Source organism: Pseudomonas brassicacearum subsp. brassicacearum, assembly GCF_008801605.1.
GTDB classification, from domain to species: Bacteria; Pseudomonadota; Gammaproteobacteria; order Pseudomonadales; family Pseudomonadaceae; genus Aquipseudomonas; species Aquipseudomonas brassicacearum.
Genome location: NZ_VZPJ01000001.1, coordinates 349,842 through 369,465, shown reverse-complemented (window position 1 = coordinate 369,465; position 19,624 = coordinate 349,842). Strand labels below are relative to the sequence as shown.

Sequence of the window (19,624 nt, the reverse complement as noted above, 5' to 3'; positions counted from 1 at the left end):
TCGTGAAAAGCCCGCAGCATCGGCTGCAAAGTCCTCACGTGGTGTTGTAAAGGGACAATGACGGGACCAAAATAGGTAGGCTGAAATAAAAAGTCAAATTTGAATTAGAACTATAAAGAGATGAGCTCATGGACAATGCCATTGGCAAGCCTTCCCTGCCTCGTGCTTCGCGACTCGATGGGCAGGCAACGCGGCTGCAGATTCTGGAAAAGGCGGGTGAGTTGTTTGCCGAACAAGGGTTGGCCAACACCACCAGCAAGCAGATTTGCGAACGTTCGCAAGCCAACAGCGCGGCGGTGAATTATCACTTCGTAAACAAAGAGGGCCTGTACCGCGCGGTATTGCTCGAAGCCCACGCTCGGTTGATGCGGATGGAAACTCTGGTTTCGCTTAACGAGCGGCCAGGGTCGCCGCAAGACAAATTACGTGCCCTCATCACCGTGTTGGTCGAGCGCCTGCACGACCATCCGGATGGCTGGGCGCTGAAAGTGCTCACGCGCGAAGTGCTTTCGCCTTCTCCCGAGTTCGAGGTGGTGCTCAAGGAACAATCGTTTCCCAAGGCGCACATTCTGCGTGGCTTGCTTGGACAAATCATGAACTTGCCAGCGGATCATCCGACAACCCTGCGCAGCGCCATCAGCGTCTTCGCCCCCTGTCTTTTTTTGCTTATAGCCCATCAGCCGTTAAAGCAGCATGTACTGCAAGGGTTGAGTCTCGAGCCGCAGGGTTTGATCGACCACATGATGAGTTATGCCCTTGGTGGGCTCCAGGCAGTGGCGGCGACTGCGCACGACGCTGCAAGCTGACGCGCAGCCCATGGTTATCGGGGGCTACCGTTGGCGCGCGTCCATTGAGTAGGCCCCGCCGCCGCGCGCGACGATGTAGAGGGCCAGAAAACCCATCAGTACAGGAAACTCGATGCCCCGATCTATCCAGGGCCATGTCGGTCCCAGCGCATAGCTGATTGCAACCATCTCAATGGCGATCAGCAGGGCGACGAGTCGCGTACCGAGCCCTATCGCCAGCATGAGCGCACCGACCGTCTCCAGGAGCATGACCAGGAAGGCAAGCTGTGCCGCGAAAGGCAGCCCCATCACGTTCTGGATGAGGTTGATCGACGCGCTCATTGGATCAGCCATCGATCCATGGGCGGTGCGCAGAACCTTCGGCAAGCCGTGGGTAAACAGGATCACGGCGAAGACGATCCGCAGCGCGGCGTACAGGTGAGGTTCGAAGCGGGCGACTCGTGCAGTCACCGTGGCCACCGCGCAGCGCAGCGATGATAGGTCTTGAGTTGTCATGGGAAATCCTTGGCTGGTTTGCTTGAAGCACTGATACATGACGTCGATAGGCCTTTTGAATACTCCGAAGGCGCTATTGTCCTTTGGCAGGCAGCCCCATCTTCGCCAGCGTCAGCGTTTCATCAGCGCGCCCCCATCCGCCGTCTGCAACCTCTTCGACCAGCACCATGGTGAACGGACGAACTCCCTCGCCGAAGTATTCGACGAACATCTCTGTGGTGCGATGAATGATCTCTTCTTTGCGGGCGTGGTCCAGGATTCCTTCGGGAAATTTATAGTTGGCGAATGGCATCGGTTTGCTCCGTGGGTGTGAAACAGACTGGGTCGGGCGAACAGCCCATGGCGCGCATTTTTCTTGTTTGGGCCCTGGAGATAAACCCTGCCGAGTTGCCATCTGAATTCAATAACCGTGAACAATCGACGCCGTGGAACGCTCTCACGTGCCAACCTCCGGATGCATGCGGTGTCATTTGATTTTCGCCGCAAGAACCGGATAGCGGGTTCTGCCCAGGTGTTCTCTTCTAGGCACTCACATCAAGAGGTGCCCATCATGAACTTTCGCATCACAGGCCTTGCCCCCGATCCATTCCGCGCGCTGTTTGGATTGTCCGATGAAGCACTCGCCTCGCGGGGGATAAGGCGTTATGTCGTTGACTGCCAGCCAGGCTTTCCTGATCGCATAGAAATGAAAGATGCGGAGCTGGGGCAACGCATGCTCTTACTGAACCATGTCAGTCAGCCGGCCAACTCGCCGTATCGCGCCTCCCATGCGATTTTCATCCGAGAGGGGGCGCCCCAGGCTTACGACGCCGTCAACCAAGTGCCCGAGGTCATGCGCATCCGACTACTGTCCCTGCGTGCTTTTTCCGAGGAGGGGATGATGCTTGATGCCGATGTGGTGGACGGACAGGCAATAGAGCCTGTGATCAGCCGGATGTTTGCCAATCCTGAGGTCAGTTACATCCACGTTCACAATGCTAAGCAGGGGTGTTACTCGGGGCGGATAGATCGGGTGTAGGCAAGGGGAGGTCGTGCTTGCAGACTTGGCTTGAAAGCATTCGGGCCTGCAAGCCTGGAGCATCGCTCCACGGCCCGATGCGCGGAAGCGATACTGAGTTGGCTGTTGTCAGTGCGAATGACGCGGCTCACCACTACGAGCAATCACCCGCAGGTGCAACGTGGCCGGCTCCAGGCAACCCCCGGTGGAAAGCTGTCCCACCAATTGCCGGTACAGCTCCTGCCAGGGCGTTTGCGAAGGCGGAATATTCGGCGTCCATTCGCGTCGGCGCTGGGCCATCTCGGCGTCGTCGATCAGCAGGTTCACGGTGCGGGTATTGAGGTCCACTTTCAGCCGGTCGTTGGTTTTCAGCAACGCCAGGCCGCCGCCCACGGCCGCTTCCGGGGACATGTTGAGGATCGATGGGCTCGCCGAAGTGCCGCTCTGGCGACCGTCGCCGAGGCAGGGCAGGGAGTCGATGCCTTGTTTGATTAGCGCGGCCGGCGGGGCCATGTTCACCACCTCGGCGCTGCCGGGATAGCCCACCGTGCCGACACCGCGAATGACCAGGATGCAGCGCTCGTCGATGTCCAGCGCCGGGTCGTCGATGCGGGCGTGGTAGTCCTCTGGTCCTTCGAACACGATGGCCCGGGCTTCAAAGCTATTCTCGGCGCCGGGCTCGGACAGGTAGGTCTTGCGAAACGCTTCGCCCACCACCGACATCTTCATGATCGCGCTGTCGAAGAAATTGCCGCTGAGCACGATGAAGCCGGCCCGGTGCTTGAGCGGGGTATCGAAGGGATGGATCACATCGGTGTTGCTGGTCAGGCTGCTGCCGACGATTTCGCCGATGGTCCTGCCGCTGACCGTGGCGCAGTCTTCATGCAGGCGCCCGGCTTTTTGCAGTTCGTGCATGACCGCTGGCACGCCTCCAGCCCGATGGAACCCTTCACCCAGGTACTTGCCCGCCGGCATGCAATTGACCAGCAGCGGCACGTCCTCGCCAATCCGTTGCCAGTCCTCCAGGCTCAGCTCGACGCCCATGTGCCGGGCGATGGCGATCAGGTGCGGCGGGCAGTTACTCGAAGCACCCAGGGCCGAGGCGACGGCGATGGCGTTCTCGAAGGCTTGGCGGGTCATGATTTGTGACGGGCGAATGTCTTGCAGCACCAGTTCGCAGATGCGCTTGCCGGTGGCATAAGCCATTTGCCCGCGCTCGCGATAGGGCGCCGGGATGCTCGCGCAACCGGGCAGGGACATGCCCAGGGCTTCGGCCAGGGCGTTCATCGACAAGGCGGTGCCCATGGTGTTGCAGTGACCCACCGACGGCGATGCCGCGGTGGTCATTTCCATGAAGCCTTCGTAGTCGATCTCGCCGGCGGCCATCAGGTTGCGCGCATGCCAGAGCACGGTGCCCGAGCCGATCAGCTCGCCCTTGTGGTGACCGTCGAGCATCGGCCCGCCGGACAGGACAATGGCCGGCAGGTCGGTGGTCGCCGCGGCCATCAGGCAGGCCGGGGTGGTCTTGTCGCAGCCGGTGGTGAGCACCACGCCGTCCAATGGGTAACCGTGAAGAATCTCCACCAGCCCCAGGTACGCCAGGTTGCGGTCCAGCGCGGCGGTGGGGCGGCGCGACTGTTCGGCGATCGGGTGTACCGGGAATTCCATGGGAATGCCGCCGGCATCACGGATGCCGGCCTTGACCCGTTGTGCCAGTTCCAGGTGATGACGGTTGCAGGGCGTCAGGTCGCTGCCGGTCTGGGCGATGCCGATGATCGGGCGTCCCGACTGCAGCTCTTCGCGGGTCATCCCGTAGTTCATGTAGCGTTCGACATACAGGGCGGTCATGTCCGCGTGGGCAGGGTCATTGAACCATTGCTCGCTGCGCAGGCGGCGTTTTGACGTGTCACTCATGATTCATTTCTCTCTTGTAATTGGATGAATCGGTCACGGTCGTGGCGTTTTAGCGGTCCAGCAGTCCTCGGGCGGCGAGGTTACGCAGCAAGGCGCTGACACCAAAGGTCCAGGGGGCGGCATCGCAGCTGTGGGTCACCTGGTTATGCAGGCTTCCGAGCAACGGGCTGCTGATGCTGACCACGTCCCCGCGTTTGTGGGTGAAACCGCTGCCGGCATGATCACGGTCTTCGGTGGGGGCGAACAGGGTACCGAGAAACAGCACAAAACCATCCGGGTATTGGTGATTGGCGTTGAGCGTCTGGCCTGCCAGGTCCTGCGGGTCGCGGCTGATCTGGCTCATGGAGCTGGAGCCGTGCAGGCGATAGCCATCCTCGCCTTGTACCTGAAGATCGACCACGCAATCCCTTACATCATCCAGGCTGAAGTGTTCGTCAAACAGGCGAATGAACGGCCCGATGGCGCAGGAGGCGTTGTTGTCCTTGGCCTTGCTCAGCAACAGCGCACTGCGGCCTTCGATGTCCCGCAGGTTGACGTCGTTGCCCAGGCTGGCGCCGTGGATCTGGCCACGGCTGTTCACCGCCAGCACCACTTCCGGTTCCGGGTTGTTCCATTGCGATATCGGATGAATGCCGATGCGGCTGCCGCTGCCCACGGCGGCCAGGACCGGTGCCTTGGTGAAGATCTCCGCATCCGGGCCGATGCCAACCTCCAGGTACTGCGACCACATGCCCTGTTCGATGAGCAGGGCCTTCAGGCGCATGGCTTGCTCGGAGCCCGGCACGATCGTGCGCAGGTTGTCGCCGATCACGCTGTGCACCGTGGCGCGTACGGCTTCGGCCTTCGCGGCATCGCCGCCGGCCTGTTCCTCGATCACACGCTCGATCATGCTGGCGGCGAAGGTCACGCCAGCGGCCTTGATCACTTGCAAGTCCAGTGGCGGCAACAGCGACGGCTTGCTCGGGTCGGCATCAGGGCCGGTGTTGGCCAGCAGGGCTTCGACACTGGCGATGAAGGTGCCGGGCGTCTGTCGCACGGCGGCCAGCGGCGATTCGGTTTCCAGCAGATCACTCAATGTCGCAAAACGATCCGAGAGATCGAACACGCCGTCGCTGCGCAACGCAATGGGCGAAGGCCCGGCGATCCGGCCTGGCACCCAGGCACGTCCAATCAGGGTTCCGGCCACGCCATCGACGGGCAGGGTGTTCTCGGGAGTAAGCAGTAGCGACATGGCCAGTCTTCCTGTTCGTAAAGCCTTCACGCTAGGGTGGCCGCTCGATAAACTCCAATGAGATATATTCAGTATTTGATAACGTCGGGTTATCGCCGGCCTGAGGAATAGCCATGTCAGATCTGTCCTTCTCCAGCTTCTGCGGCTGGCTCAAGTTCCGCCACTTGCTGCTGATCGACACGTTGGGGCGCACCCGCAACATGCACCTGGCGGCGCAGCAGATGAACCTCAGCCAGCCGGCCATCAGCAAGATGCTCAAGGAAATCGAAAGCCTGCTCGGCTTTGCCTTGTTCGAACGGCTGCCACGGAGCATGCCGCCCACGGCCGTGGGCGAACACGTACTGCGGTATGCGCAGATTGCCTTGAATGATGCGCGCTCGTTCGTCGAACAGATCAGCAGCTTGCGCGAGGGCGGCCACGGCTTTCTCAAGGTCGGCGGGATCTTTGCCGCCACTGCGGTGGCTTTGCCCGAGGCGATCCTGCAGATCAAGCAGCGCTGGCCGTTGCTGTCGATTGAAGTGGTGGAGCAGACCAGTAACCACCTGATGGAGATGCTTGAAGAGAAGACGCTCGACCTGGCGGTGGCCCGTTTTACCGATCAAAGCCAGCAGCAGCGCTATGACTTCCAGCCGTTGGCCCCGGAACCGTTCTGCATTGTGGTCAACTACCGCCATCCGTTGGCTGGCGCGGGTCCGGTCTCCTTGCAGCAACTGGTGGACTTGCCGTGGATTCTCTATCCGGTCGGCACACCGATTCGCGCACGCATGGAGTTGGCCTTCGCCGAGGCTGGCGTAGGAATGCCGCGCAATACCATCGACACCATTTCCATGCAGACCTTCCTCCAAGTGCTGCAGCGCGGGCCCATGATCGGCATGCTGCCCAATGCAATGGTCGACCCGCTGCTCGAAAGCGGTCAGCTCAAGACCCTCGATACCCCACTGCACCTGGCGCCGCAGGATTACGGCATCCTCACGCGCAAGGATGAGCCGTTGGTGGGCGCGGCGCTGGAGTTCGCCGAGATCCTCAAGGACAACGCGCGCCTGGCCGCCATGCAGCCCGCTTAAGGGCAGTATGAATCTGTGGGAGCAAGGCTTGCCCGCGATGCAGGCGCCTCGTTTCCCCTCAGACCGCGTCGTCTTCATCGCGGGCAAGCCTTGCTCCCACAGATGACTCGTCACAGGTTCCATGGGTCTGAAGATCATTTCGATAACGCATCGTTATCAACTAATCCAAAAATGCCATTGGGAAAGAATCGCTTCCCGACAGTAGAGTCCTCGTTCAATCGCCGGATGATTCGCTCATTCGACGTGACCCAATAAAAACAATCAGGGGTTACCTCATGCAAACCATCTCCGAGCAGTTGCCCGCGCAGGCTCCCGCCTGCGAATTGGATTTCGAAGACCGGACCTACCGCAAGGTCATCTGGCGCATCCTTCCGGTCCTGCTGTTGTGCTACATGGCGGCGTACCTCGATCGGGTGAACATCGGGTTCGCCAAGCTCGACATGCTCAACGAGCTGCAGTTCAGCAACACCGTATATGCCTTGGGCGCCAGTATGTTTTTCTGGGGCTATTTCCTCTTCGAAGTCCCCAGCAACCTGTTGCTGCATCGCTTTGGCGCGCGGTTCTGGATTGCCCGGATCATGCTGACCTGGGCGGTGGTGTCCATGGCCGTGGCCTACACCGTGCCGCTGGCGGCTTTCTTCCACCTCGAATCGAGCACGATGTTCTATGTGCTGCGTTTCCTGTTGGGCATCTGTGAAGCGGGCTTCTTCCCTGGCGTGATCCTGTACCTCAACTACTGGTTCCCGACCCATCGGCAGAGCCGGGTGATGTCCGGGTTCCTGCTGGCGTTGCCGGTCAGCCTGACCCTGGGCGGGATACTCTCCGGTTGGCTGATGAACAGCATGCAAGGGGTGCATGGCCTGTCTGGCTGGCAATGGATGTTGCTGATCGAAGGCATTCCTTCGATCATCATGGCGTTCGTGGTGATCGTCTGCCTGGCCGACAACATCGACAAAGCCAAATGGCTTTCTGTCGCGGAAAAAGCCCTGCTCAAGGCCAACCTGCAAACCGACAACCAGGGCAAGGCCACGCGCTTGAGCGAAGTGTTCCTCAACCCGCGGGTGTGGTTGCTGGTATTGATCCTGCTGACCTTCAACACCGGCTTCTATGGCCTGGCGTTCTGGATGCCGTCGATCATCAAGAGCACCGGCATCACCAACAGCTTGCACATCGGTTTGCTGACCGCCATTCCTTACTCGGTGGCAGTGGTGGTGATGCTGCTCAACGCCCGGCACTCCAACCGCACCGGTGAGCGGCGCCTGCACGCGGCAATTCCGGCGTTCATTGGCGGCGCCGGCCTGATCCTCAGCGCGTTCTTCGCCGACAACCTGGTGTTGTCCGTGCTCTTTCTCAGCGTCTCCGCTTCGGGGATCCTCAGCCTGATGCCGATTTTCTGGACCCTGCCGGGCACCGTGCTGTCGGGCGTCGCCGCCGCAGCCGGGATTGGCATGATCAACGCCATCGGCAACCTGTCGGGTTTCACCGGTTCGATGATCACCGCCGTGGCCGAGACCCTCACGGGCAACATCAACAACGGCACCTATGTATTAGCCTTGTGTCTTTTGGTCAGCGGTGGACTGATCCTGGCCATTCCCGCCTCGATGCTCGGCAGGACACCCAAGCACGCCACCACGGCAGCCCAACTGGAGACCGCATGAACCTACAAAACAAGCGCGTACTGGTCACGGCAGCGGGGCAGGGCATAGGCTTGGCCAGCGCCATTGCCTTCGCCCGGGCCGGTGCCGAGGTGTTCGCCACTGACATCGATATCCACGCACTGGCGGGGATCGAAGGGATCACCGCCATGACCCTGGACGTCACGTCGCCCGTTGCCATCAGCGCCGCCTGCGAGCGCATCGGTGGGCTCGACGTGCTGTTCAACTGCGCAGGCTTCGTACACAGCGGCAACATCCTCGACTGCGACGAGGCCGCCTGGGCACGTTCGATGGACCTCAATGTCACGGCCATGTACCGGATGATCCGTGCGTTCCTGCCGGGCATGCTGGCCCGTGGCGGCGGTTCGATCATCAACATGTCGTCGGTGGCCTCCAGCGTCAAGGGCGTGCCCAATCGCTTCGCCTATGCCACCAGCAAGGCCGCGGTAGTGGGCCTGACCAAGGCCGTCGCCATCGACTTCGTCAGCCAAGGCATCCGTTGCAACGCGATCTGTCCGGGCACCGTGGATTCCCCCTCGTTGCGCCAGCGCATTGCTGACCAGGCCGCGCAGCAGGGCGTCGATGAGGCACAGGTCTACCGGCAATTTCTCGACCGCCAGCCCATGGGCCGCATCGGCCACACTGAAGAGATCGCGCAGTTGGCGTTGTACCTGGGCAGCGATGCGTGCGCCTACACCACGGGTGCCATCCACATCATCGACGGTGGCATGAGCATCTGAACCCCGGTCTTCACTTGAGCAGGAGCACGACATGAAACTATTGCGCTACGGCGAAAAAGGTTCGGAAAAACCCGGGCTGTTGGATGCCGACAATCAGATCCGCGACCTCTCGGCCCATGTGCCGGACATCGCCGGGCTGGTTCTCGGCCCGGATAGCCTGGCAACGCTCGCCGCCCTCGACCCGCGCAGCTTGCCGATCGTGGCCGGCCAGCCACGGATCGGAGCCTGTGTCGGCCAGGTCGGCAAATTCATCTGCATCGGCCTGAACTACGCCGACCATGCGGCCGAGTCGAACATGGAGGTGCCAAAAGAGCCGATCATCTTCAATAAGTGGACCAGTGCCATCTGCGGGCCGAACGACGACATCCAGATCCCGCGCGGCTCGCTCAAGACCGACTGGGAAGTCGAGCTGGGCGTGGTCATCGGGAAAGGCGGGCGCTACATCGACGAAGCGAACGCCCTGGAGCATGTCGCCGGCTACTGCGTCATCAACGATGTGTCCGAGCGCGAGTGGCAACTGGAGCGCGGCGGTACTTGGGACAAGGGCAAAGGCTTTGACACCTTCGGTCCCCTTGGGCCGTGGTTGGTGACCCGGGACGAAATCGCCGACCCGCATACGCTGGACCTGTGGCTGGAGGTCGACGGACACCGCTATCAGAACGGCAATACCCGAACGCTGATCTTCAGCGTGCCGCAACTGATTGCCTACCTGAGCCGCTGCATGAGCCTGCAACCTGGGGATGTGATCTCCACCGGCACGCCGCCCGGCGTCGGCTTGGGCATCAAGCCCAACCCGGTGTTCCTGCGTCCGGGCCAGACCATGCGCCTGGGAATCCAGGGCTTGGGCGAGCAGCGCCAGGTCACGGTGCAGGCGGACTGAGGGCTAGACCGGACCACTGCTATCGCGAGCAAGCTCGCTCCCACATTGGATCTTCGGCAGGCACACAATTCATGTGCCCCGCAGGCCCCTGTGGGAGCGAGCTTGCTCGCGATAGCGATGGTCTGGCTTAACCTCACTTGGGATCAACACGCCTCACGCGCTTCATCACCACCACAAAAAACACCGGCACAAACACCACCGCCAGTGTCGCGGTGATCATCCCGCCGATCACTCCGGTACCGATGGCCTGCTGGCTTGCCGAACTGGCGCCCGTGGCAATCGCCAGCGGTACCACCCCAAGGATGAAGGCCAGCGAGGTCATGATGATCGGCCGCAGGCGCAGGCGTGCTGCCTGGAGCGTGGCGTCGATCAGGTCGTGGCCTTCGTCGTACAGGCTCTTGGCGAACTCGATGATCAGGATCGCGTTTTTCGCCGACAGGCCGATGATGGTGATCAGCCCGATCTTGAAGAACACATCGTTAGGCATGCCGCGCAACGACACGGCCAATACCGCGCCGAGCACACCCAACGGCACCACCAGCAACACCGAGGTCGGGATCGACCAACTCTCGTACAGCGCCGCCAGGCACAGGAACACCACCAGCAGCGACAGGCCCAACAGGATGGGCGCCTGGCTGCCGGACAAGCGTTCCTGCAAGGACAACCCCGTCCATTCCTGGCCCAGTCCCGTCGGCCCCAGGGCCACCAGCCGTTCGATTTCAGCCATGGCTTGCCCGGTGCTGTAGCCCGGTGCCGGTTCACCGGAAATGCTCACCGCCGGATAACCGTTATAGCGGGTCAATTGCGCCGGCCCCTGGGTCCAGCGGGCCTGGACGAAGGCTGACAACGGGACCATTTTTCCGCTGTTGTTGCGCACATGAATCTTCAGCAAGTCTTCGACCTGGCTGCGCTGGTCGCCCTCGGCCTGGACCACCACCCGTTGCATGCGCCCCTGGTTGGGGAAGTCGTTGATGTAGGTCGAACCCACTGCCGTGGACAACACACTGCCGACGTCGGCAAAGGAAATGCCCAGGGCATTGGCCTGCTTGCGGTCGACCTCCAATTGCACCTGCGGCGCCTCCGCCAGGGCGCTTTCACGCACATTCATCAGCATCGGGCTTTTGTTGGCGGCGGCGAGCAATTCGCTGCGGGCCTGCATCAAGGTGGCATGGTCGAGGCCACCACGGTCCTGCAAACGGAACTCGAAACCGCTGGACGTGCCCAGGCCGTCCACCGGCGGCGGTAGCACCGAGAACGCCATGGCGTCCTTGATCTGGCTCAGCGCCAGGTTGGCGCGGTCGGCGATGGACGCCGCCGAATCATCGGCGCCGCGTTGCGACCAGTCCTTGAGGGTGGTGAAGGCCAGGGCCGCGTTCTGCCCACTGCCGGAAAAGCTGAAACCGAGAATGATCGTGCTGTCACCGACTCCCGGTTCACCGGCGTTGTGGGCTTCGATTTGTTCCACCACCTGCACCGTACGACTCTTGCTGGCACCCGGTGGCAACTGGATGTCGGTGATGGTGTAGCCCTGGTCTTCCACCGGCAGGAACGAGGAGGGCAGGCGACTGAACAGCAGGCCCATGCCCACCAGCAACACGCCGTAGATCAGCAGATAACGGCCGCTGCGTTTCACCGCATGGGCCACCCAACCTTGATAGCGCTCGCCGAATCGGTCGAAACCACGGTTGAACATGCCGAAGAAACCGCTCTTGGCGTGGTGATCACCCTTGGCGACCGGTTTGAGCAAGGTCGCGCAAAGCGCCGGGGTCAAGGTCAGTGCGAGAAACGCCGAGAACAGGATCGAGGTCGCCATCGACAGCGAGAACTGCTGGTAGATCACCCCCACCGAGCCCTGCATGAACGCCATCGGAATGAACACCGCCACCAGCACCAGCGTGATGCCGATGATCGCCCCGGTGATCTGCCCCATGGCCTTGCGCGTGGCCTCTTTGGGCGACAAGCCTTCCTGGGCCATGATCCGCTCGACGTTCTCCACCACCACGATGGCATCGTCCACCAGGATGCCGATGGCCAGCACCATGCCGAACATCGTCAGCACGTTGATCGAGAACCCCAGCGCGAGCATCGTCGCGAAGGTGCCCATCAGCGCCACCGGCACTACCAGTGTCGGGATCAGGGTGTAGCGGATGTTCTGCAGGAACAGGAACATCACCGCGAACACCAGCAACATCGCCTCGCCGAGGGTGTAGATCACCTTGGTGATCGAGACCTTGACGAACGGTGAGGTGTCGTAGGGAATCTTGTATTCCACGCCGGCCGGGAAGTAGCGCGACAGCTCGTCCATCTTGTTGCGCACCAGGGTCGCGGTGTTCAAGGCATTGGCGCCCGGCGACAGTTGCACCGCCACGGCAGTGGACGGCTTGCCGTTCAGGCGCGTGGAAAACTGGTATTCCTGGCTGCCGATTTCCACCCGTGCCACGTCGGCGATGCGCACCGTCGAGCCGTCGGGGTTGGCCTTGAGCACAATGTCGGCGAACTCCTGCGGCGTGTTGAGCTGGCCTTTGACGACGATGGTCGCGGTGATTTCCTGGGTGCTGCGGCTCGGCAAATCGCCCAGGCTACCGGCCGACACCTGGGCGTTCTGCGCCACGATGGCGGCATTGACGTCGGCCGGGGTCAGGTTGAAACCGACGAGTTTCTGCGGGTCGATCCAGATCCGCATGGCCCGTTCGGCCCCGTACAACTGGGCCTTGCCGACACCGTCCAGGCGCTTGATCTCGTTCATCACGTTGCGCGCCAGGTAGTCGCTGAGGGCCACGTCGTCGAGCTTGCCGTCGCTGGAGGTGAGGGTGATCAGCAGCAGGAAGCCGGCGGAGACTTTGTCCACTTGCAGGCCTTGCTGGGTCACCGCTTGCGGCAGGCGCGACTCCACGGCCTTGAGGCGATTCTGCACGTCGACCTGGGCCAGTTCCGGGTTGGTGCCGGGTTGGAAGGTCGCAGTGATGGTGGCGCTGCCCAGGCTGCTCTGGGACTCGAAATACAGCAGGTTGTCGGTGCCGTTCAGCTCTTCCTCGATCAGGCTGACCACGCTTTCATCCACGGTTTGCGCCGAAGCACCCGGGTAGACGGTGTAGATCTCGATTTGTGGCGGGGCCACGACCGGGTATTGCGCCACCGGCAGTTGTGGAATGGCCAGGATACCGGCCAACAGGATGAACAACGCGACGACCCAGGCGAACACCGGGCGGTCGATGAAGAATTGCGGCATGGCTTAGTGTCCTGCCTGTGGCCCGGGAACCTGGGCGAGGGGAAGTGGGGTGTCATCGACCTGGACGTGCTCGCCGGGACGGGCGTGTTGCAGGCCTTCGATGACGATGCGGTCGCCGGGCTTCAAACCTTGCGTGACGACCCAGCGATCGTTTTGCGCGACGCCCAGTTGCACCGGTTGCTGGCTGACCTTCTGCTCGGCGTCCAGCAGCAACACCTGGGCGACTCCGGCGCTGTCTCGCAGGATCGCCCGTTGAGGCACGGTGATGCCCTGGCTATTGACCGCCTGTTCCAGGCGCACGCGAATGAAACTGCCAGGCAGCAAGTCCAGGTCGGGGTTGGGAAATTCGCTGCGCAGGGTGATCTGGCCGGTGCTCGGGTCGACGCTGAGGTCGGTGAACAGCAATTTGCCGGGCAGCGGATAGGGGCTGCCATCGTCCTGAATCAACGTGGCCTTGGCCTGGCCCTGGCCGACCGCTTGCAAAAGCCCTGAACGAAAGGCGCGGCGCAGGTCGTTGAGTTCGCGGGTCGACTGCGTGAGGTCGGCGTGGATCGGGTCCAGTTGCTGGATCAACGCCAACGGCGTGCTTTCGTTCTGCCCGACCAGGGCGCCTTCCGTCACCAGGGCGCGACCGATCCGTCCGGAAATCGGCGCGGTCACCGTGGCGTACCCCAGGTTCAGTTTTGCCCGTTCCACCGCGGCCTTGCTGGCAGCGACGTCAGCGGCGGTCTGGCGCACGCTGGCCCGGGCGTTGTCGTAATCCTGGCCACTGATCGCCTTGTCATCGATCAACTGGGCGTAACGTTGTGCCTGCAAGCGGGCCTGGAACGCATTCGCCTCGGCCTTGCGCAACGCCGCCTCGGCACTGTCCAGGTCGGCCTTGAATGGTGCCGGATCGATGCGAAACAGCACCTCGCCCTGTTTGACGTCGCGGCCTTCACGAAACACCTGCTGCAAGACCACGCCGGCCACCCGCGCCCGGACTTCGGCGACCCGCGGCGCGGCGATCCGGCCACTCAGCTCGTTGCTGATCGACAGTGGCCGGGCCTGGACGGTTTCAACGCGCACGCTTGGCAGCGGAGCGGATGCCTCCGGGGTCGAGGCGCTATCACAGCCACTGAGCAGCAGTGCCCCGACCAACAGGCCCAGTGTGACGAAAGGAATCTTGGACATGGTGCTTCCCCAATATTGAGCCGCCCATGGTAGGGGGCGAGGTCAATGGCAGGGGTGAAGCTTTGTAGGCGCTCTGTGAAATTGTGTAAGCACCCTAGTGGTCTGTTTCAGGGGCCACTAGATCCGAAAATGTCCCACCAACTGCTGTTGACGGTTGGCCATGGCATGCAGCGAGTGGCTGGCCTGCGATGCTTGTTCCATCTGGCCGGTCAAGGTCTCGCTGATCCCTCGAATGTCACTGACGCGATGGCTGATGTCCTCGACCACAGCGCTTTGCTCCAGGGCAGCGCTGGCGATCTGCTGGTTCATGTGCTCGATCACTTCCACGGCGTCGCTGATGTGTTGCAGTGCCGCCTGGGTCTTTTCGACTTGAACGACGCTGTCCCTGGCCTGCTCGCGGCTCAATTGGGTGCTGTGCACGACCTCCTGGCTCAACTGTTGTAACGCTTCGATCACCGTGCGTATCTGCTCGACCGAGTTCTGGGTGTTGCTGGCCAAATGGCGGACTTCGTCAGCCACCACCGCGAAGCCGCGCCCCTGTTCACCCGCCCTGGCGGCTTCGATGGCGGCATTCAAGGCCAGCAGGTTGGTTTGCTGGGCAATGGCGCAGATCACGTCCAGCACCTGGCCGATGTGTTGACTGTTGCCGGCCAGCGCCTGCACTTGCTCAAGCGTGGTCTCCAGGCGCCGGTCCAGGCTGTCGATGCTGGTGACCGCGTTGGCGAACAATTCACGCCCCGATCGGCTGGCGTTTTCGGCAACGGTGGCGGCATCGGCCGCCTGGTGGGAGTGGCGGGCCACTTCCTGGGCATTGGTGCTCATTTCATGCAGGGCGGTCGCGGCCAGCTCGACCTCCCGGTACTGCGTGTGCATGCCTGCGCTGACTTCCCGGGCCACCTGCGCCGAGGTATCGGCGGTGTCGCGGGTGTCCAGGGACGCTTGCTGGATATCGCGGATGATGGGCTGCAATTTGTCGAGAAAGCGGTTGAAGCCCTTCGCCAGTTGGCCCAATTCATCGTGGCGGTCGTTGGGCAGGCGCTGGGTGAGATCGCCGTCGCCCTCGACAATGGCGTCGAGCATGTGCGCCACCCTGAGCAAGGGCCGTGTGACGCCGTAGGCCGTCAGCCAGATAAGCAATAATCCCAGACAACTGGCGAGCAAGCCCAGGCTGAGGTTGAACCAGTTGGACTGGCGACGCTTGTCGTCCAACTGGGTCTGCATTTGCAGGGCTGGCGCTTGCACAAGCGACTCAGGCACGCGTATCTGCAATTGCCAGGGCGTATTGGCGGGAGCGGTTTGCACGGCTTGCTGAACGTCGATGGAGATGCCATCAACCGTGCCGCTATGGCCGGCAACTTGCCCTGACGGGGAAAGAATGTTGATCTCGCTGTGGCCGGGGTACAGGTCGTTGGCAAGGCTGGCGGCGAGTTGCTGAAGGGTATCGAGGCTGATGTCCATGCCCACCACGCCGATGACTTTGCCCTGGTCCAGCAACGGTATGGAGATGCTGCTCATCAACGTCTTCTGGCCTTCGACCTCGATCGCGTAGGGCTCTGTCACGCAGGTGCGCCCCTGGGTCTGCGGGCAGACGTACCAGGCGTTGGCCGGCTCGCTGCCCGGTGGTGCGGTGTTGGCGCTGATCTGGGCTTCGCTGAGCACCTCTTGCACCAAATTGCCGGGTTGGCTTTGCGACCAGTACAGGGCAAAGCGACCTTTTTCATTGCCGGCCAGATCGCGTTGGCCAGTGAAACCGACATCTTCACCGACCAGCGCGTCGGGAAGCAGTACCACGTAGAAACCGAGGACTTTTTCGCGGTTTTGAAGGGCTTGGCGGGTCGCGGCGATCAGGTCCCGGCGCAGTTGCCCTGGCGTCAGTCGCCCGTTCCACGCTTGGGTGCGCAGTTGCAGGACCTGCTGGGCAAAACCTTCCCCATAGATCGCCGTTTCGCTGAAAAAGCGTTCCACCCGCTGACCATGGGCCATGGCCTGTGCCTGCAGGCCTTCCAGGGCCGAGCGCCCCAGCAGTTGACTGCTTTGCTGCTTGAGCAGCGTTGCGCCTTGCTGGTTCTGATACAAGGAAGCGCCGGTCAATGCCCCGACGACGGCGAGCAAGCACAGGCCACTCAAGAGCGTGATCCGCCATTGGATAGAGAGACGAGCGAAGAACATGCTGAGGTTTCCTGCGCTTAGGGATTTTTATTGTTCTGTGCCCAGCACTGTTTGAAGGACGGGCAAGGCTATCTTGCGGGAGGAAACGCCTGCCGGTTATCCCGAATCGGCAGCCGCTGCACGCTGCATGCAGGAGTGTTGACCTGTTTTGGGGCGCGGCTTTGGATGCTGCCGTTTTGGGATAGCGAAGGGTTTTGGCAAGGGCCTAGGATCGAATCCAGCGTGCAAGCAAAACAATAAGCTTTTGGAAGCCGGCGAAGCTGGCCGCCTCCGATCCAGCAACACTGCCTCATACAATAAGGTCAAGAACAATGAGTGTATCTTTCCCGATCAGCAGCTCGACGGAGTTGAAGCGCGGCGCCTTGGGTGTCGGTTTCATCATCTTCTTTGTGATTTCGGCGGCGAGTCCCTTGAGCGTCATCGCCGGCGGTTTCCCCATTGGCATCATGCTGGGCAACGGCGCTGGCACGCCGGCATTGCTGCTCCTGGCCTTGCTGGTGTTACTGGCGTTCTCGGCGGGCTACACCGCCATGTCCCGCCACATGACCAACGCCGGTGGGTTCTATGCCTTCACCTCCCGCGGCTTGGGTGGCCTGGCCGGCGGCGCGGCGGGCGTGCTGGCGATGTTTGCCTACAACATTCTGCAGGTTGGCCTCTACGGCATGTTCGGCGGCGTGGTCAGTGGCACGATGGCCAGCGTCTTTGGCCTGGACTTGCCTTGGTGGACCTATTCGTTGCTGGCGATGGCGAGCATCGCGATTCTTGGCTATCGCAAGATTGACCTGTCGGCCCGGGTGCTGTCGGTGGTGGTCATTGCCGAGTACCTGGCGATCCTGACGCTGGATTTCGCCATTCTCAAAACCGGTGGCGACAGTGGCATCAATCTCGATTCGTTCGATCGCAGCCATGTGTTCAGCGGCACGCCGTCCATCGGCTTGCTGTTCTGCTTCGCGGCGTTCATCGGCTTCGAGGCCACCACCATCTACGGCGAGGAGGCGAGAAATCCGCACCGCACGATTCCCATTGCCACCTACAGCTCGGTGCTGTTGATCGGTGGTTTCTATGCCTTGTCGGTCTGGGCGATGGTGATTGGCGTCGGGGCCGACAAGATCGTGCCGACCCTGCAAGCGCTCCAGGATCCCACCACGTTCATCTACGGCATGTCCGATCACTTTGTCGGCCCGCACCTGACCCAGATCATCCGCGTGCTGTTCATGGTCAGCATCTACGCCGGGCTGCTGGCGTTCCACAATGCCGCGGCGCGTTATTTCTATGCCATCGGTCGTGACGGTTTGCTGCACAGCCGGTTGGGCACCACCCATCGCGTGCACCAGAGTCCGCACATGGGCTCGGTCCTGCAAAGCCTGATCGCGGCGGTGGTGGTGCTGATCTTCGCCGCGCTGGACGCCGATCCGATCCTTCAGCTGTTCGCCTGGTTTTCCAACCTGGCCACGCTGTGCGTGATCCTGCTCATGGCGCTGACCTCAGCGGCGGTGTTTGTCTATTTTCGCGCTCACCCGGAGCTGAAGCTGGGGCTCTGGCGCGGTCGGATTCTTCCGGTCTTTTCGTGCCTGGCATTGCTGGCGGTCCTGGCCCTTGCGGTGATTCATTTCGACGTGCTGACCGGCGCCAGCCAGCTTCTGTCCTATGGCCTATGCGCTGTGATTCCCGCCGCGCTGATCGTCGGCGTGTTCCTCGCCGCTCGATTGCGCAAGGTATCGCCCGAGCGGTTCATGGCGCTGGGAAGCCACAAGCTCTAAGGCGTCAGGCACAACGTCAATCCACCCAGAAAACAAGTCCGCTGTCGTTCGGGACGGTTCGTCAGCGCGTGAAAGGAAGGTTCTATGCACGATTATCAAATGCTCATCAATGGGGCTCGGGTCGACGGTGAAAACGGGCACTTTGATGTGCTCAATCCGGCGACCGGTACGGTGTTCGCTCGATGCGCAGCCGGTTCCCTGGCCCAGCTGGACCTTGCCGTCGAAGCGGCGCAGTCGGCCTTTGTCGAGTGGCGACACAGCACCCATGAAGATCGCCGCCAGCGCCTGCTGAGCATCGCTACCGATCTCGAACAGGAAGCCGAGGCGTTGGCCCGGCTCATTGTCCTGGAACAGGGCAAGCCACTGGAATTGGCGTTCTCCGAAGTGATGGGTGCGGTGGCCTGGACGCGCTATGCCGCCGAGCAGCAGATTCCCGTGGAGTTGGTGGAAGAAACCCCGACCCAGCGTATTGAACTGCACCGCAAGCCGTTGGGCGTGGTCGCGTCGATCACGCCTTGGAATTGGCCGTTCATGATCGCTGTCTGGCACATCATGCCGGCATTGCGGGCCGGTAACTGCGTGATCAGCAAACCATCGAGCCTGACCCCCTTGAGCACCCTGCGCCTGGTGGAAGTCATCGCTCGCCACGTGCCTCGGGGCGTGATCAATAGCGTGACCGGTGAACAAGGGTTCGGCAGTGCGATCACCTCCCACGCCGGTATCCAGAAGATTGTCTTCACCGGCTCCACCGCCACCGGCCAGAGCGTGATGCGCGGCGCCGCCGGCAACCTCAAGCGTCTGACCCTGGAGCTGGGCGGCAACGATGCCGCCATCGTGCTGCCAGGCACCTCGGTCGCGGCGGTCGCCGAAGATATTTTCCAGGCCGCATTCCTGAACATGGGGCAGACCTGCGCCGCTCTCAAGCGGTTATACATCCACCAATCCCAGTACGAGGCCTTTGCCGAGGCCCTGACCCTGATCGCCAAGCGTCAGGTAGTGGGTGACGGCCTGGCGCCCGGGGTCACGTTTGGCCCGGTGCAGAACCTCGAACAGCTGGCGCTGGTGGAGGAACTGGTGGCGGATGCCCGTGCCCAGGGCGCGCGTGTGTTGTGTGGCGGTGCTCGTCTGGACCGCCCCGGCTTCTTCTATCCGCCGACGCTGGTCGCCGATGTGACCGATGGGCAGCGCCTGGTGGATGAGGAGCAGTTCGGGCCGGTGTTGCCGCTGATTGCCTACCAGGATGTCGAGGATGTCCTGCGTCGCGCCAATGCTGGCGACATGGGCCTGGGTGGATCGGTCTGGGGACGCGACAGCGAGCAGGCACAGGCCCTGGCCAGTCGCCTGGAATGTGGCATGGCCTGGGTCAACTGCCATGCGCAGATCCAGCCGAATACGCCGTTTGGCGGCAGCAAGATGTCCGGGTTCGGCGTCGAGTTCGGCCTTGAAGGGTTGTTGGAGTTCACCGGCCAGCAACTGCTGTACGTACGCAAGCGTGAAACAGAGTGAGGAAT

At 61.9% G+C, this 19,624-nt stretch carries 14 protein-coding genes and 2 pseudogenes; 8 read left to right on the top strand and 8 right to left on the bottom strand.

From position 1 onward, the window contains the following. Nucleotides 1-128 precede the first annotated feature (128 nt). Nucleotides 129-806, top strand: a complete 678-nt coding sequence (locus F7R20_RS01600) for a TetR/AcrR family transcriptional regulator (protein ID WP_003200758.1) — start codon at nucleotides 129-131, stop codon at nucleotides 804-806. Between the two features lie 24 nt (nucleotides 807-830). Here F7R20_RS01600 and F7R20_RS01595 read toward each other — a convergent pair whose 3' ends face one another. Then, on the bottom strand, nucleotides 831-1,301 hold the full coding sequence (locus F7R20_RS01595; RefSeq protein ID WP_003200760.1) for a DoxX family protein: 471 nt from the start codon (nucleotides 1,299-1,301) through the stop codon (nucleotides 831-833). Nucleotides 1,302-1,374: 73 nt separating this feature from the next. Continuing rightward, a complete protein-coding gene (locus tag F7R20_RS01590) occupies nucleotides 1,375-1,593 on the bottom strand; it encodes a tautomerase family protein (protein ID WP_003200762.1) in 219 nt (72 codons plus the stop codon). Between the two features lie 258 nt (nucleotides 1,594-1,851). Between F7R20_RS01590 and F7R20_RS01585 the strand changes: the two genes are divergently transcribed. Then, nucleotides 1,852-2,319 (top strand): DUF1203 domain-containing protein, encoded by a 468-nt coding sequence (locus F7R20_RS01585; protein WP_013693037.1) that lies wholly within the window; start codon nucleotides 1,852-1,854, stop codon nucleotides 2,317-2,319. Between the two features lie 108 nt (nucleotides 2,320-2,427). On the opposite strand, the gene F7R20_RS01580 is transcribed toward F7R20_RS01585, so the two are convergent. Together F7R20_RS01580 and F7R20_RS01575 are read right to left on the bottom strand one after the other, a co-directional pair. After that, nucleotides 2,428-4,212, bottom strand: coding sequence for an IlvD/Edd family dehydratase (locus F7R20_RS01580; protein WP_003200766.1), 1,785 nt, complete (start codon nucleotides 4,210-4,212; stop codon nucleotides 2,428-2,430). 49 nt (nucleotides 4,213-4,261) lie between these two features. Next, nucleotides 4,262-5,443, bottom strand: a complete 1,182-nt coding sequence (locus tag F7R20_RS01575; RefSeq protein WP_003200768.1) for a fumarylacetoacetate hydrolase family protein — start codon at nucleotides 5,441-5,443, stop codon at nucleotides 4,262-4,264. A gap of 113 nt (nucleotides 5,444-5,556) precedes the next feature. Here F7R20_RS01575 and F7R20_RS01570 point away from each other — a divergent pair, with 113 nt between their 5' ends. From F7R20_RS01570 to F7R20_RS01550, 4 genes are all read left to right on the top strand, one after another. Then, nucleotides 5,557-6,507 (top strand): LysR family transcriptional regulator, encoded by a 951-nt coding sequence (locus tag F7R20_RS01570; protein ID WP_003200769.1) that lies wholly within the window; start codon nucleotides 5,557-5,559, stop codon nucleotides 6,505-6,507. Nucleotides 6,508-6,782: 275 nt separating this feature from the next. Further along, nucleotides 6,783-8,165 carry an MFS transporter gene (locus F7R20_RS01560; RefSeq protein ID WP_003200772.1) on the top strand — a complete coding sequence of 461 codons (1,383 nt, stop codon included), beginning with the start codon at nucleotides 6,783-6,785 and terminating at the stop codon, nucleotides 8,163-8,165. Next, entirely contained in the window at nucleotides 8,162-8,902 is a 741-nt protein-coding gene (locus tag F7R20_RS01555) for an SDR family oxidoreductase (RefSeq protein ID WP_003200774.1), read from the top strand. Before F7R20_RS01560 ends, F7R20_RS01555 begins: the two co-directional genes overlap by 4 nt. A gap of 31 nt (nucleotides 8,903-8,933) precedes the next feature. Further along, nucleotides 8,934-9,782, top strand: coding sequence for an ureidoglycolate lyase (locus tag F7R20_RS01550; RefSeq protein WP_003200777.1), 849 nt, complete (start codon nucleotides 8,934-8,936; stop codon nucleotides 9,780-9,782). Between the two features lie 133 nt (nucleotides 9,783-9,915). Here the strand turns inward: F7R20_RS01550 and F7R20_RS01545 are convergent, their stop codons facing one another. The 4 genes and pseudogenes from F7R20_RS01545 to F7R20_RS32175 form a co-directional block, all read right to left on the bottom strand. Then, nucleotides 9,916-13,011, bottom strand: coding sequence for an efflux RND transporter permease subunit (locus F7R20_RS01545; protein ID WP_003200779.1), 3,096 nt, complete (start codon nucleotides 13,009-13,011; stop codon nucleotides 9,916-9,918). 3 nt (nucleotides 13,012-13,014) lie between these two features. Further along, nucleotides 13,015-14,184, bottom strand: a complete 1,170-nt coding sequence (locus F7R20_RS01540) for an efflux RND transporter periplasmic adaptor subunit (RefSeq protein ID WP_003200780.1) — start codon at nucleotides 14,182-14,184, stop codon at nucleotides 13,015-13,017. 117 nt (nucleotides 14,185-14,301) lie between these two features. After that, nucleotides 14,302-14,898 (bottom strand): annotated as a pseudogene (locus F7R20_RS32180) (methyl-accepting chemotaxis protein); the annotation flags it as partial. A gap of 261 nt (nucleotides 14,899-15,159) precedes the next feature. Continuing rightward, nucleotides 15,160-16,167, bottom strand: a pseudogene (locus F7R20_RS32175) (PDC sensor domain-containing protein); the annotation flags it as partial. Nucleotides 16,168-16,664: 497 nt separating this feature from the next. On the opposite strand from F7R20_RS32175, the gene F7R20_RS01530 reads away from it, so the two are divergent. Together F7R20_RS01530 and F7R20_RS01525 are read left to right on the top strand one after the other, a co-directional pair. After that, entirely contained in the window at nucleotides 16,665-18,113 is a 1,449-nt protein-coding gene (locus tag F7R20_RS01530) for an APC family permease (protein WP_003200784.1), read from the top strand. An 84-nt stretch (nucleotides 18,114-18,197) separates the two neighbouring features. Beyond that, a complete protein-coding gene (locus tag F7R20_RS01525; RefSeq protein WP_003200786.1) occupies nucleotides 18,198-19,619 on the top strand; it encodes an aldehyde dehydrogenase family protein in 1,422 nt (473 codons plus the stop codon). Nucleotides 19,620-19,624 lie beyond the last annotated feature (5 nt).